The sequence below is a fragment of the Chelatococcus sambhunathii genome, from assembly GCF_001418005.1.
Classification (GTDB): domain Bacteria; phylum Pseudomonadota; class Alphaproteobacteria; order Rhizobiales; family Beijerinckiaceae; genus Chelatococcus_A; species Chelatococcus_A sambhunathii.
This window is the reverse complement of the sequence record NZ_LIOL01000001.1, coordinates 199,553-213,380: the sequence shown is the minus strand read 5'-3', so window position 1 is coordinate 213,380 and position 13,828 is coordinate 199,553. Positions and strand designations below refer to the sequence as shown.

Genomic DNA, 13,828 nt, shown 5'->3' with positions numbered 1-13,828 from the left:
ATGAGGCAGAGCCGCTTTCAGGCCTTCGACAACGATCGCGACCCGGCCGCCTGCGGGCCGCATCTTGCTGCGCTGCGGCATGAATTGCGCCGCCGGGGCCTCGACGGCTTCGTCGTGCCGCGCGCCGACGAGCACCAGGGCGAATACGTGCCGCCCCATGCGGAGCGGCTCGCCTGGCTGACGGGCTTCGGCGGCTCGGCCGGCACGGCCGTGGTGCTTATGGACAAGGCGGCGATCTTCGTCGACGGGCGCTATACGCTGCAGGTGCGCGAGCAGGTCGACACCGAGCTTTTCGCACCGGTTGCGAGCAACGAAATGCCGCCAGCGGCCTGGATCGGCGAGAACCTGCCGCAGGGGGCGAAGCTCGGTTACGATCCATGGCTGCACACCCCCGCGGCGGTGGACAGGCTCGCCCGCGCGGCCGAGGACGCGGGCGGCACGCTGGTGCCGGTGGCCGACAATCCCGTCGATGCCATCTGGAGCGACCGTCCGGTACCGCCGCGAGCCCCGGCGCGGCCCTATCCGCTCATCTTCGCCGGCGTCTCCGCTGCCGACAAGCTGTCGCAGCTCAACGAGAAGCTAGCGAAGGCGCGCAGCGATGCCCTCGTCGTCAGCGATCCGCATAATCTCGCCTGGCTCTTCAACCTGCGGGGGGCTGACGTCGCCCATACGCCGCTGGCCCTCGGCTATGCGCTCGTGCCGCGCGGCGGCCGGGCAACAATCTTCATCGACGAGGACAAGATCGGGACGGAGCTGCGCGAGGCGCTGGCGCCGCTCGCCGACATTGCCTCGCCTGACACTTTGCTCGCCGCGCTCGCCACGGCGGCCGCCGGCGGGCGGCGCGTGCGGCTCGACGCGGCGACGGCGGCGGCGGCCTTGCGCGAGACGGTGAGCGCCGCTGGCGGCACGGCTGATGTGGGCGATGATCCGATCAGCCTCATGAAGGCGGTCAAGAACGAGGCGGAGAAGGCCGGCGCCCGTGCCGCACAGCGCCGCGACGCCGTGGCGGTCACCCGCTTCCTCGCCTGGTTTGCCCGCGAGGCGCCCGGCGGTAGCCTCACGGAGATCGACGCCGCGGTCGCGCTGGAGAATTTCCGCGCCGAGACGAACGCGCTCGTCGACATCTCCTTCGACACCATCGCCGGCGCCGGGCCGAATGCGGCCCTGCCGCATTACCATGTCACGATGGCGAGCAACCGCCGCATCGGTGAAGGCATTTTCCTCATCGATTCCGGCGCGCAATACGAGGACGGCACGACGGACATCACGCGCACCCTCGCCGTTGGCACGCCGAGCGCGGAGATGCGGGAGCGCTTCACCCGCGTGCTCAAGGGTCATATCGCCATCGCCACGGCGGTCTTCCCGAAGGGCACCAGCGGCGCGCAGCTCGACAGCTTCGCGCGCCGGCCGCTGTGGGAGGCGGGGCTCGACTTCGACCACGGCACGGGCCACGGCGTCGGCGCCTTCCTCTCGGTGCACGAGGGGCCGCACCGCATCTCCAAGCTCGGCACGACGCCGCTCGAGCCGGGCGTCATCCTCTCCAACGAGCCGGGTTACTACAAGGAAGGCGAATACGGCATCCGCATCGAGAATCTCGTCCTCGTCGAGGAGCGGGACATGCCCGGCGCCGACCGGCCGATGCTCGGCTTCGAGACGCTGACGCTGGCACCGATCGACCTCGCGCTGGTCGAGCCTTCGCTGCTGAGCGACGAAGAGCGTGCGTGGCTCGACGCCTACCATGCCCGCGTGCGCGAGGCGCTGATGCCGGCGCTCGAGGGCGCGGACCGGGCGTGGCTGGTAGAGGCGACACGGACGGTTGGGGGCTGAGCGCGGGCTTTCCGTTATGCCCGCGCTTGTCGCGGGCATCCACGCCATGCTTGCACTCGGCCGAAAGGCGTGGATGGCTGGGACAAGCCCGGCCAAGGCGGGCGAGGAGGTTGCGCGCCGCTGTTCCCCGTTTTCGTGTGCTAAGCGCGGGCATGATGGCTGAAAATCGCGGCTGCCGTGCCTATCCCGCGATCATCCGCAGCAGGACCACGCTCGCGACACCTACGGCGATGGTGGCGAGGAGGGGCAGGCGCGTCGCGGCCACGGCGGTGACGAGGGCGGCGAGCGTCTCCGGCCAGCCGGTGGCGAGCGCGGTCGGTGCGATGACGGCGACGAGCACCGCCGGCGGGATGGCGTCGAAGGCCGCCTTGGCGCGGCCGGAGAGGGCGAGCCGTCCGACGAGGAAGATGCCGGCGATGCGCGTGAGGTAGGTGATCACCGCCATCGCGAGGATGGCGGCGAGCGTGGTCGGGTCGATGGTCATGCGGCCTCCGGAGGCTCCTCGCCGGCGGGGGCGGCGACATAGGCGGCGGCGATGCCGGTGAGTGCGCCGGCCGCCACGTGCCACGGCGGGCCGAAGGCGAAATAGGTGGCGGCCGAGACGGCGGCGCTCGCGCCGATGGCGGCGGCGCTGACGCGGCCGTTCCAGAAGCCGGCGATGAGGCCGATGAAAAGCGCGGTGAAGGCGAAATCCGCGCCGATGCGCGCCGGATCGCCCAGGAACGAGCCGAGGACGGCCCCGGCGATGGTTGCGCCCACCCAGGAGAGGGGCAGCAGTCCCGCGACTGCGAACCAGTAGGCCGGGGTGAGCGGCCGGTCCTTCGCCCGCCGCTCGGCCAGCGCCCAGGATTCGTCGGTGAGGACGTAGAAGCCGGCGAGCTTCTGGCCGAGGGAGAAGCTGCGCATCTTCGGCGCCAGCGAGGCACCCATGAGGATGTGGCGGGCGTTGATGAGCAGGGTCGAGAAGGCGAGCGTGGCGATGGGCACCGGCCACGTCCACAGTTCGAGCGCCGCGAACTGGGCTCCGCCGGCGAAGACGAGGACGGACATGAGGCCGGCCTCGGCCGGGCTCAGCCCCTTGCCGGCGCACAGGGCGCCGAACAGGAGGCCGATGGGGGCGGCGGCGACCATCACGGGCATGATGTCGCGAATGCCGGCCGCGCGCTCGCGCGCCATGTCGACCGGCGCCGAGGGCGCAAAGGGCTTGTTCATCGGGCAAAGGCCATGCGGTAGGCGCCGGGCGTGACGCCGCGGCGCAGCTTGAAGGCGCGGGTGAGGTGGCTCTGATCGGCAAAGCCCGTCGCCTGCGCCACCTCGGCCGGCGAAAGCCCGGCGCGCAGCAGGGTTTCGGCGGCATTGATGCGGCGATTGACGAGAAAGGCGTGCGGGGTCATCCCCGTCTCGCGCGCGAAGGCGCGGATGAGATGATGGCGTGACAGGCGCGCCTCCGCTGCCAGGTCTTCCAGCGTGAGGGGCTCGGCGAAACGCTCGCCGAGCAGCGCCTTGACGCGCGCGACGGGGCCGTGCTCACGCCCGGGCTCGCGCGCGGGCAGGCGGGCATGGCGCACGATGACGAGGGACAGGAACCTGTAGAGGAGTTCGGCGCCCTTGAGGGCGTCCTCATCCTCCTGGAGGGCCACATGGGCCTCCACGAAGAGGGCGAAGCCGGCCGGATCGTGCACCACGGGCTGCGGGAAGAAGGGGATGCCCACGTCTGAGCGCCCGCTGACTTCCGCGGCGACGGCGCCCAGCGTCTCGATGGACGGATAGCTCATGCGGTAGGCATAGCCGCCGTCGTGCGGGGCGCCGTCGTGAACCTCGTGCGGGTTCATGAAGACGAGTTCACCCGGTCCCGCATAGCCGCGGCCCCGGCGGCTGGAGAAGGTCTCGCAGCCCGCGAGGATGGCGCCGACGGCATAGGTCTCGTGCGCATGCGGAGCGTAGCGATGCAAGCGGAAGGTGGCGGTCAGGCACTCCAGCCCGCCGAAGGGCGAAGCCGCGAAGAAACGCGCCCGCTCGTCATCCGCGAGCGGCGTCGCCGCAACAGCCTCTTCCTGAGTCACCGTATCCATGCCGCCATCATACGCGAAAGCGCTCGAGGCCGGTCTTGAACAAAAGTGATGCAAGCGATCTCAATCCTTGAAGATGCGCTCGCCCTGCTCGTCGATGATCTGCCGGCCCTTGGTGAGCGCGAAATTCTCCGCGTCGCCGCGGCTCGCGTGGGTCTCGGCGCGCACGAAGCGATATTCCTTCGTCTCGCCGCCGATCTCCTTCTCGATGATGCCGGCGGTCTGGAACTGGGCGCCGGCGGGGTAGGGCGCGGGGCGGATGCGGAAGCCCTTGTATTCCACGGCCTCGCCCGCAGGCGCATCCTCGGGCGAGGCCTCCCGCCCGCCGCCGAAGAGCCCGCCCAAAAGTCCCTTCCAAAAGCTCATTGGCTCGTCTCCCCTCAGCTGCCGCGTTCGACGAAACTGTCGAGCACCATCTTGCGGCCGGCCTTGTCGAAATCGACGGTGAGCTTGTTGCCGTCCACAGCCGCGACCGTGCCGGGACCGAACTTGAGATGGAACACACGGTCGCCCGTGCCGAAGGCCGAGGCTGTTCCCGTCGACTTGGCGACGAGTTCGCCCTCGATCATCAACGGTCCGCCACGCCTCGCGCCGGCGCCGCGCCCCGACGCGAAGCTGCCGGATTGGCCGCCGCGTCCACCGCCCCAGCCGGCGCTGTTGGCCTGCGCGCGCTGCCAGCCCGGCGTCGCATAGGAGGAGCGGAAGGGCTCGGCCATGTCGAAGCGGCTCTGGCCGTAGCTGCCGTAGGTATAGGCAGCCGGCGCTTCGGTCACCTCGACGCTCGCCTCCGGCAATTCGTCGATGAAGCGGCTCGGGATGGTCGAATTCCACAGGCCGTGGATGCGGCGGTTGGAGGCAAAATAGAGCTTGGCCCGGCGCCGCGCCCGCGTGAGGCCGACATGAGCGAGGCGCCGCTCCTCCTCGAGGCCGGCACGGCCGCTCTCGTCGAGGGCGCGCTGGTTCGGGAACAGCCCTTCCTCCCAGCCGGGCAGGAAGACGGTGTCGAACTCGAGCCCCTTGGCGGCGTGCAGGGTCATGATGCTGACGCGGTCGTCGCTGTCGCTCTCGACCGCGTCCATGACGAGCGAGACATGTTCGAGGAAGCTCGGCAGGTCGGGGAATTCCTCGAGCGAGCGGACGAGCTCCTTGAGGTTTTCGAGCCGGCCCGCGGCCTCGGCCGAGCGGTCCTTCTGCCACATCTCAGTATAGCCCGATTCCTCCAGCACCGTCTCGGCGAGCTCGGTGTGGGGCGTCGCCTCGAGGCTCTGCGACCAGCGCGAGAAATTGGCGAGGAGGTCGCGCAGCGTCCTGCGCGGCTTCGGCTTCAACTCCTCGGTCTCGACGATGAAGCGCGCCGCCTCCATGAGCGGGATGCGCGCAGCGCGGGCATGGGCGTGCAGCACCTGCAGCGTGGCATCACCCAGGCCGCGCTTCGGCGTATTGACGATGCGCTCGAAGGCGAGGTCGTCGGCCGGCTGCACGACGCAGCGCAGATAGGCGAGGGCGTCGCGGATCTCCATGCGCTCGTAGAAGCGCGGGCCGCCGATGACGCGGTAGGGCAGGCCGAGCTGGACGAAGCGGTCCTCGATCTCGCGCATTTGCGCCGAGATACGCACGAGCACGGCCATTTCGGAGAGCGGATGGCCCTTTCCCTGCAAGGCCTCGATCTCCTCGCCGATGAGGCGGGCCTCCTCCTCCGAATCCCAGGCACCGGTGACGGTGACCTTCTCGCCCGGCTCGTCCTCGGTGCGCAGGGTCTTGCCGAGGCGACCCTCGTTATGCGCGATGAGATGCGAAGCGGCGGCAAGGATATGGCCGGTGGAGCGATAGTTGCGCTCGAGCCGCACCACGGTGGCGCCGGGGAAGTCGTGCTCGAAGCGCAGGATGTTGTCCACCTCCGCGCCGCGCCAGCCGTAGATGGACTGGTCGTCGTCGCCGACGCAGCACAGGTTGCGGTGTGCCTGGGCAACGAGGCGCAGCCACAGGTACTGGGCGACGTTGGTGTCCTGGTACTCGTCGACGAGGATGTAGCGGAAGCGGCGCTGGTAGTCGGCGAGGACGTCGGGATGCTCCTGGAAGAGCCGGATCGATTCCAGCAGCAGGTCGCCGAAATCCGCCGCGTTGAGGATCTTCAGCCGCTCCTCATAGAGCGCATAGAGTTCCGCGCCGCGCCCGTGGGCGAAGGCGGCGGCCTCGCCGTGCGGTACCTTCGCGGGCTGCAGGGCGCGGTTCTTCCAGCCGTCGATGAGGCTGGCGAGCTGGCGGGCCGGCCAGCGCTTGTCGTCGATGTTCTCGGCCTGCAGCACCTGTTTCAGCAGCCGGATCTGGTCGTCGACGTCGAGGATGGTGAAGTCGGACTTGAGCCCGACGAGCTCGGCGTGACGGCGCAGGATCTTGGTGCCGATGGCGTGAAAGGTGCCGAGCCAGGGCATGCCCTCCGCCGCGGGGCCGACGAGGTGGGCGACGCGCTCCTTCATCTCGCGCGCGGCCTTGTTGGTGAAGGTCACGGCGAGGATGCCTGACGGCCAGGCGAGCCCGGTCGCGATGAGATGGGCGATGCGCGTCGTCAGGACGCGCGTCTTGCCCGTTCCGGCGCCCGCGAGCACGAGGACCGGGCCTTCGGTCGCCTCCACCGCCCGACGCTGCTCGGCATTGAGACCGGAGAGGTAGGGCGTCGGCGCGGCGGCCGCGCGCGCCCGGGCGGCGAGCGAGCCGGGGCGGGGCGTGTGGGCGAGATCGTCGGGGCCGGACGCAGGGCCCTGTGTGGGTACGCGAGTCATCGGTCGGACCATGGACCAAAAGGCGAACGGCGTCGAGTGTCGCGGTCACTCGCCGGCCTAGGAGGGGAGGCATGCGGCCCCTATATAGGGGGCATGATGAGAGGAGTGGACAGGATGCCCCGCAGAATGGTGTTGCTCGCGCCGGCCCTTGCCGCGGGCGCGGCGCTCATGATCGGCCTCGCCGCCGGTCCGCTGCCGGCGCACGGCCAGGAAGGGGCCCTCAACCGCGTAGAGCGGCAATATCGCCAGTCTGACCGCGATGTGACGCGCGAGCTGCAGCGTTCGCAGGACCGGCAGCAGCAGCAGTTCGAATTCAACCAGATGCGGCAGCAGCAGCAGATCGACCGCTTTCAGCAGCCCCTGCGCACGATGGAATGCCCGCGCTGCTGATGTCGCTCAGTGGCGGGTGCCGGAGGCGATCTGAGGCTCGTACTCGTCCTCGCCCCGCTCCGGCATGGTGATGGACCTGCCGGCGTCTTCCGGATGCGGAAGACGGGCATGCGCCGCACGCATGACGGCGAGGTTCGCCAGGATGTCCGGCGGGAAGGCCGCTACCTTGCGCGTGCGCATGTCGACGTGCAGCGACAGGTTCTCGCAGGAGGCCGCCAGCCAGCCTTCGGCGGCGTGATGCAGCTCCATGAAATAGTGGATGCGCTTCTCGTCGAAGGCGAGGAGTTGCAGCGTGACGCGGACCGGGTCGTTCTCGCGCAGCTCGCGCCGGTAGCGGATATGGCTCTCGACCACGAAGAAGGAGGCCTTGCGCTCCTCGACATAGCCGGGGCCGAGGCCGACGAGCCCGAACGCCTCGTCCACCGCCCGGTCGAAGAAGACGTTGTAGTAGGCGGCGTTAAGGTGGCCGTTATAGTCGATCCAGTGCGCCTCCGCCCGCATGGTCGAGGAGACGAAGGGGGCAAAGAACAGGGCCGGTGCGTCTGCCGGGTTGCGCAAGGAACCTCTCCGGATCGTGCTGGCTGCCGGGCGCCGGGCGAGGCACCCCAGGATCAAAGTTTAAGCATTCCAACCTGAATGCAAACCTAACGAATCGTGTCGCCTTGCGACGAATGCGCACTTGTGCGCGGCGCAAGGGCATAGAAGATGCGCTCGAGCCCATGAGCAATAGCCCGAGGATTCGCGCATGACCTCCGCCGCAGAACAGCCGGCAAGACCGGACGAGACGACCGTGGCGGCCGTCGTCGCCGCGCTCGCCGAGCGCTTCGGCAACCGCCTCGTCACGAGTCAGGCCGTGCGCGAGCAGCACGGCCATACCCTCACGTGGATCCCTAACCAGCCGCCTGACGCTGTGGTCTTCCCCGAGAACACCGAGGAAGTCGCGGAGATCGTGCGGCTATGCGCGGCGCATCGCATGCCCGTCATCCCCTTCGGTACGGGCACCTCGCTCGAAGGCCATGTCAATGCTCCCTACGGCGGCGTGTCCATCGACATGAGCCGCATGAAGCGCATCATCGCCGTCCATGCGGAGGACCTCGACTGCACGGTGGAGGCGGGCGTCACGCGCAAGGAGCTCAACGAGCACCTGCGCGACCAGGGGCTCTTCTTCCCCATCGATCCGGGGGCGGACGCCTCTCTCGGCGGCATGGCGGCGACGCGGGCCTCAGGCACCAATGCGGTCCGCTACGGCACGATGAAGGACAATGTGCTGGCGCTCACGGTGGTCACGCCGGCGGGCGAGATCGTCAAGACCTCGACGCGCGCCCGCAAGACTTCAGCCGGCTATGATCTGACGCGGCTCTACGTGGGCTCCGAGGGCACGCTCGGCGTCATCACCGAGGTCACGCTGAAGCTCGTCGGCATTCCCGAGGCGGTGTCGGCCGGCGTATGCCCGTTCCCCTCCGTGAAGGCCGCGTGCGACGCCGTCATCGCCACGATCCAGATGGGCCTGCCGGTTGCCCGCATCGAGCTGCTCGACGAGGTGATGATTCGCGGCGTCAATCTGCACGCCAAGCTTGGCCTCCAGGAGACGCCGATGCTCTTCGTCGAGTTCCACGGCACGGAAGCGGGCGTGAAGGAGCAGGCGGAGCGCTTCGGCGAGATCGCGGCGGAGTTCGAAGGCGGCGCCTTCGACTGGGCGACCCAGCCCGAGGATCGCTCCCGCCTCTGGCAGGCACGGCACGACGCCTATTGGGCGGCGCTGGCGCTGCGGCCCGGCGCACGCTCGGTTGCCACCGACGTGTGCGTGCCGATCTCCCGCCTCGCCGAATGTGTTGACGAGACGAAGCGCGACATCGAGGCGAGCGGCCTCATCTCGCCAATTGCCGGCCATGTGGGCGACGGCAATTTCCATTGCCAGCCTCTCCTCGACCTCGACAATGCGGACGAGGTGGAGCGGGTGAAGGGCTTCATCGACCGGCTCGTGCGTCGCGCCATCGCCATGGGCGGCACTTGCACCGGCGAGCATGGCGTCGGTCAGAAGAAGATGGTCTATCTCGTCGAGGAGCATGGCGCGCCGGCGCTCGCGGTGATGCACACGCTCAAGGCCGCGCTTGACCCCCTCAACATCATGAATCCCGGCAAGACGCTGCCGCCGCGCTCGTGAAGGCCCGGTGTGGGGAGGCGTATTGCTTCTCCGCCCCGCCCCGACGGCAATCACAAGGCCGGGACCCGACATTCTGCTTCTTCTTTATGCGATCGGGTTGGGCTATAGAGGCGCGCATTGTGATCGCCTCTCTATTTTCAAAGCAAGATCGTTTTCAGATGAAGGCAACCCGTTTCTGGGAGCAGCAGGCGCTCGGCGCCGCGATTTCCCTGCTGCCGCGCTCGCCACGGTATCGCGACATGCGCCTTCAAGATATCGAGCGGCGCCTCGTGCCGGCCATTTCACGCGGGCAGATCAAATTCTACCTTGCCGACGGGGAACCGCAGGCCTTCGCCACCTGGGCCTATCTGACGCGAGAGGCGGCCGATGGGCTCCTGACGGGCGGGCGCGAACTCGTCGAAGCGGATTTCGATGCAGGTGATGAGCTGTGGCTGGTCGATCTCGTGGCAGCGCCGGGCAAGGCTTTGCCCGTCGTCCGCGACCTGCGGGGCACCGTCTTTTCCGGCCGCAGCCTGCGCCGTCTGCGTCGGGGGCCGGGCGGGGGCTGGCGGTGCGTGCACATGTGGAAGGTGCAGGAAGCCGGGAAGACGCAACCGGGATCCGGCGAAGCGCTCGCCGCGCTTGCTGCGCGCCACGCCCGCTTCATGGCGGGAGACGCGGCGAGGCGGTGGCTGCTGCCCGGCGACGCTGGCGAAATCATCGGCCGGCGCCCGGTCCATTGAGCTTGCCCCGTTGTCGTGCCAGAGATGGAAGGGCCGAGCCGCGGTTGGCGATGCAAGGCTCGCCATAGCCGCGCCGTCAAATCCGCTAAAGTGAGGTGAAAACCTCGATCAGCCGAGCCCACGAGCGTGCGCGACTTTCTGACGGTCTTTGCCATCCTCCTCATCCTTGTGTTGAGCGCGGCTCTCGCGGTGCCCTATTTCATCGACTGGGAGGCGCATCGCGGCGAGGTGGAGGGCGTGCTGGGCGAGGCCCTCGGGCTGCCAGTGCGGACGGGCGGTGCCATCGAGCTGCGTCTGCTGCCGACGCCGGAGATCATGCTGAGCGACGTGAGCCTCGGCGAGAGCGGCGGGGCCCGGCTCTCCGCCCGGAGCGTATCGGTCGAGGTCGCGCCCATGCCGCTCGTCAAGGGTGAGGTGCGGGTGATCGAGGCCGCGCTCAATGCGCCGGTACTCACGGTGCGTGTCGGGGAGGACGGGGCACTCGCCGTGCCGCGCCCGCGCTCCGTCTCCGCTGCAAACGTGGAGATCGCCATCGAGCGTCTCGGCATTTCGCGCGGCGAGATCCGCGTGGAAGCTGCAACCGGCAGCGAGATCGCGCGCATCGGCGACATCGAGGCTGAGGTCGTGGCGGCGAGCCTCGCGGGGCCGTGGCGAATCGAGGGCGAGGTGCAGGGCGTGCCGCTGCGCATCGCGACCGGGGTGCGCGAAAACGGCGGCGACATGCGGCTCAAGGCCGTGCTGGGCCGTGCCGCGGCTGGAGGCCTTCTTGACGTCGATGGCGTGCTGAAGCTCGCCGAGGGGCTCAGCGGGCGATTGCTGCCCGGTCTTGCGGCCACCGTGCGATACGCCGAACCCTTGGCCGGCACCGGAGAGCCCCGCCAGATCATGCTCTCCGGCGCCGTGGAAGGCGACATCCGCAGCCTTTCGGCGCGCGATCTCACGCTTGACGTCACCCACGGCGAGGGCAGCAAGGACCTTGCGCTGACGGGCACGGCGACGCTCGACCTCGGCGGCCGGCCGGCCCTCCGGGCGAGCCTCGGCGGCCGGCGCGTCGACCTCGACGTGCTGCGCGAGCGGATCGACGACGGCGCGCTCGGGCTTCACGCGGCCACCGTGCTTGCGCAACTGCCGCTCTACCTCGACCTGTCGCTCGAGGCATTGGCGATCGCGGGCGAGGAGTTCGGCCCGCTCACGGCCGGATTGCATCGCGACGGGGACGTCCTCGCCCTGTCCCGGTTCGATCTCGGGCTGCCGGGGGAAACCCGCATCGCGGCACGCGGCGAGGGGCTCATCCCGCTCGGCGGGCCGAAGCACGACATCTCGGGAACGGGGTCCATTTCGCTCGACAGCGGCCAGCCGCTGGTGTTCGCGCGGGCGCTAGTGCGCATGGGGGCGCCGCAGTCGCTGGCCGAAGCGCTCGCGGGCCTGCCGCGATTGTCCGCCAGCGCCGAGCTCGCGCTCGATCACGGCAGCATCGGCGCGCGCAACATCGCCGTGAAGGCGGGTGAGGCGGAGGTCGGCGGCGCGATCCGTTTCATGCCCGCGGATGGCAGCGGCGGGCGCCCGCGCTACGAGGCCGAGGTGACGGCGAGCAGGGTCGATATCGCCGCCCTGCCACAATTCGACGGGCTGCTCGCCCTGGCTTCCGGCGCCGACATCGGCCTGTCGCTCGATGCGCGCGATCTTGGGCTCGGTGCGCCCGGCGGCGATGCGCTCGGTCGCCTCAGTGCCCTCGTGGAGGCCGGATCGCAGGGCATCGTGGTCGAATATCTCAATGCATCGGGTTTCGGCGGCGCACAGATCGAGGCGCAAGGGCGCATCGATGCCGCTGGCGGGAGGCTGGGCGCGACCATCGACGCCGACCGTCCGCAGGCGCTCGCCGCGCTCGCTGCCCGCTTCCTGCCGGCGCGCGCCGCGGCCGTACTGACGCGCGCGGTCGCGGACGGCAGGGCGCTCCGCCTCAGGCTCGAAGCGGGGCGCGTGGATGCGGGTGCGCCGCTCTTCGTCAAGGCCGACGGCAGGATCGGCGACACCGAGGTGGACATGGGGCTGTCGCTGCCGCCCGCTTCAGGGGTCGGCGCGGAGCTTGAGATCAGCCTCGGGGCCGGCGACGGGGCGCAGCTGCTCGGGCAACTCGGCTTCGATGTCCTGCCCCTGCCGGACGGCGAGGGCGGGCGCCTGTCGGTCTCGGCGCGCGGCCCTTCGCTCGACGACATGGCCGGGCGCTTCTCGCTCGCGGCTGCCGGGGCCAGCCTATCCGGCGAGGGAACCTTCAGCTTTTCCGAGACGGCGCCGCTGTTCGCGGGGCGGGTGACGATGAAGGCGGGCGACCTCGGTCGGCTCGCGGAGGTGCTGGCGCGGCCCTTGCCGGGCGCGGGGGCATTGCCGCTCGAACTGACCGCCGATGCGACGCTCGGCAGCAAGGGGTTGTCGCTCGTCAACCTTGCGGCGACGGCGGGCGGCGTTCCGCTGCACGGGCGCCTGACGGTGGACGAGGGCGGTCGTCTTGAGGGGGCGGTCCATTTCGAGCGTTTGGCGCTCGCCGATGTCGCGACGCTCGCGCTAGGCCCCCTGCCCATGGCGCCCGAGGGGCGCGCATGGTCTGGCGAGCGCCTTGGTGCCGCCGCCCCGCCTGTCGACGGGGCCCTGACGCTGACCGCCGGCAGCCTGGCCCTGACGCCGACGCTCACTTTGCGCGATGCGGCGCTGCGGTTGTCGCTGCATCCGGCCGGGCTCTCCATCGACGATCTCAATGGCGAGCTCTCGGGCGGCCGCATCGAGACCAGTCTGACGATGCGCCGGGAAGGCTCCCTCGCCGCCATATCGGCGCGCGGCAAGCTCACGGCCATTCCGCTTTCGGCCATCGTCGGGCAGAGGCTTCCCGGTACCCTCAGCGGCGATTTCGAGATCGGCACGGCCGGGGAAAGCCCGGCGCGGCTTGTGGCCAATCTTGCCGGCGGCGCCACCCTGTCGGTGGCGGATGCGTCCATCTCGGGGCTCGATCCGTCAGCCGTCTCCCGCATGGTTGCGCAGGCACTCGCCGCCGACACGCTGCGGCCGGACCTGCCGGCCGTGACGACGGCGCTCGCCGAGGCGCTCGACGCGGGCGCATGGCCTTTGCCGCAGCTGTCTGGCCCCGTCAGCCTGTCGGGCGGCGTCCTGCGCTTCGGCCCTCTGACGATGCCGGCGCAAGCCGGCGTGGCCGAAGGGACACTCTCTGGCACGCTTGACCTGCGCAGCCTCACTGTCGACTTGCGCGCGACCGTCATCGCGGCGACGTCGCCCAAGGGCTGGACCGGGCCGGCGCCCCAGGCCATGGCCGTCTGGTCGGGGCCGGTCGATGCGCCGGTGCGCAGCCTCGATGCGGGCAGCCTCGCCAATGGCCTTGCCGCCATCGGCATCGTGCGCGAGCTCGAACGTATCGAGGCGATGGAGGCCGATGCGCGCGAGCGCGCCTTCCACAACCGCCGCCTCAGGGCGGAGCGCGAGCAGCGGGCCCGCGAGGCCGAGCGCCGGGCGGCAGAGGAAGCGAGGCGGCGCGAGGAGGAGGCGCAGCGGCAGCAGGAGTTGCAGCGCCGGGAGGATCAGAGGCGGCTGGAGGAGTTGCTACGCGAGGAGAGCCAGCGGCAGCAGGCGCCTGTCCCATCCGAAACCCCGTTCCGCCTGCAGCCGCAGTCGCAGGAGGGGCGCGGGCCGACACAGCTTCAGCTTCCAGCTATCCATCGCCTGCCGGAGTTTGAGCCGGATGGGGCAGGGGTGACGGCGGTGTCGCCCATGGGCGGCAGTGACGCCTCGCCCCGAGCTCCGACGGCGCCAGCCGTCCGCGCGCCGTCTCCTCAGGGCGGGCCGCTCGATATCCGGCCGACGGCCCGCTGA

11 protein-coding genes are annotated in these 13,828 nt (G+C 70.0%); 5 read left to right on the top strand and 6 right to left on the bottom strand.

Annotated features, from left to right (window positions below; translation table 11 throughout):
- Window positions 1-1,827: an aminopeptidase P family protein gene (locus ASC46_RS01070; protein WP_055457452.1), complete on the top strand. Its 1,827-nt coding sequence runs from the start codon at window positions 1-3 to the stop codon at window positions 1,825-1,827.
- A 181-nt stretch (window positions 1,828-2,008) separates the two neighbouring features.
- On the opposite strand, the gene ASC46_RS01065 is transcribed toward ASC46_RS01070, so the two are convergent.
- The 5 genes from ASC46_RS01065 to ASC46_RS01045 are packed head-to-tail and all read right to left on the bottom strand — an operon-like array spanning window position 2,009 to window position 6,676.
- Window positions 2,009-2,311 (bottom strand): AzlD family protein, encoded by a 303-nt coding sequence (locus ASC46_RS01065; RefSeq protein ID WP_055457451.1) that lies wholly within the window; start codon window positions 2,309-2,311, stop codon window positions 2,009-2,011.
- Window positions 2,308-3,039 carry an AzlC family ABC transporter permease gene (locus tag ASC46_RS01060; protein WP_055457450.1) on the bottom strand — a complete coding sequence of 244 codons (732 nt, stop codon included), beginning with the start codon at window positions 3,037-3,039 and terminating at the stop codon, window positions 2,308-2,310. Before ASC46_RS01060 ends, ASC46_RS01065 begins: the two co-directional genes overlap by 4 nt.
- Window positions 3,036-3,899: an AraC family transcriptional regulator gene (locus tag ASC46_RS01055; RefSeq protein WP_055457449.1), complete on the bottom strand. Its 864-nt coding sequence runs from the start codon at window positions 3,897-3,899 to the stop codon at window positions 3,036-3,038. Before ASC46_RS01055 ends, ASC46_RS01060 begins: the two co-directional genes overlap by 4 nt.
- Window positions 3,900-3,959: 60 nt before the next feature.
- Window positions 3,960-4,262, bottom strand: coding sequence for an HlyU family transcriptional regulator (locus tag ASC46_RS01050; RefSeq protein WP_055457448.1), 303 nt, complete (start codon window positions 4,260-4,262; stop codon window positions 3,960-3,962).
- 14 nt (window positions 4,263-4,276) lie between these two features.
- Entirely contained in the window at window positions 4,277-6,676 is a 2,400-nt protein-coding gene (locus ASC46_RS01045) for an ATP-dependent helicase (protein WP_055457447.1), read from the bottom strand.
- Between the two features lie 114 nt (window positions 6,677-6,790).
- On the opposite strand from ASC46_RS01045, the gene ASC46_RS01040 reads away from it, so the two are divergent.
- Window positions 6,791-7,066 carry a hypothetical protein gene (locus ASC46_RS01040; RefSeq protein WP_141659639.1) on the top strand — a complete coding sequence of 92 codons (276 nt, stop codon included), beginning with the start codon at window positions 6,791-6,793 and terminating at the stop codon, window positions 7,064-7,066.
- A 6-nt stretch (window positions 7,067-7,072) separates the two neighbouring features.
- On the opposite strand, the gene ASC46_RS01035 is transcribed toward ASC46_RS01040, so the two are convergent.
- Window positions 7,073-7,624 (bottom strand): thioesterase family protein, encoded by a 552-nt coding sequence (locus ASC46_RS01035; protein WP_245280432.1) that lies wholly within the window; start codon window positions 7,622-7,624, stop codon window positions 7,073-7,075.
- Between the two features lie 187 nt (window positions 7,625-7,811).
- Here ASC46_RS01035 and ASC46_RS01030 point away from each other — a divergent pair, with 187 nt between their 5' ends.
- The 3 genes from ASC46_RS01030 (at window position 7,812) to ASC46_RS01020 (ending at window position 13,828) form a co-directional block, all read left to right on the top strand.
- Window positions 7,812-9,230 carry an FAD-binding oxidoreductase gene (locus ASC46_RS01030; protein ID WP_055457445.1) on the top strand — a complete coding sequence of 473 codons (1,419 nt, stop codon included), beginning with the start codon at window positions 7,812-7,814 and terminating at the stop codon, window positions 9,228-9,230.
- Between the two features lie 158 nt (window positions 9,231-9,388).
- Window positions 9,389-9,952, top strand: coding sequence for a toxin-activating lysine-acyltransferase (locus ASC46_RS01025; protein WP_055457444.1), 564 nt, complete (start codon window positions 9,389-9,391; stop codon window positions 9,950-9,952).
- Window positions 9,953-10,078: 126 nt separating this feature from the next.
- A complete protein-coding gene (locus ASC46_RS01020; protein WP_055457443.1) occupies window positions 10,079-13,828 on the top strand; it encodes an AsmA family protein in 3,750 nt (1,249 codons plus the stop codon).